Genomic DNA, 255 nt, shown 5'->3' on the forward strand with positions numbered 1-255 from the left:
GCCTGCGCACCCTGTTCGAAGCGCCGGTGCTGGCCGATTACAGTAGCGCTGTGGCGTCGATCATCGCGCAGGGCGCTGCCGAAGGCGCCACTATCGCAACCCTGGAACGCGGCCAGGCCTTGCCCCAGTCGCTGGCGCAAAACCGCTTGTGGCTGATGTGGCAGTTGGAGCCACAATCGGCAGCCTACAACATTCCGGCCGGCCTGCAGCTGCGTGGCGAGCTGGATGAAAGCGCGCTGGAGGCTACCTTTCAGG

The 255-nt window shown here is 65.5% G+C and carries 1 protein-coding gene; it reads left to right on the top strand.

Features of this window, described 5'->3' with window-relative positions; translation table 11 throughout:
• The coding region (locus SB765_RS31575) for a hypothetical protein (RefSeq protein WP_410932748.1) at positions 1-255 on the top strand (255 nt) is incomplete at both ends.

This window comes from Pseudomonas sp. SIMBA_067 (genome assembly GCF_046534675.1).
Lineage (GTDB): Bacteria > Pseudomonadota > Gammaproteobacteria > Pseudomonadales > Pseudomonadaceae > Aquipseudomonas > Aquipseudomonas putida.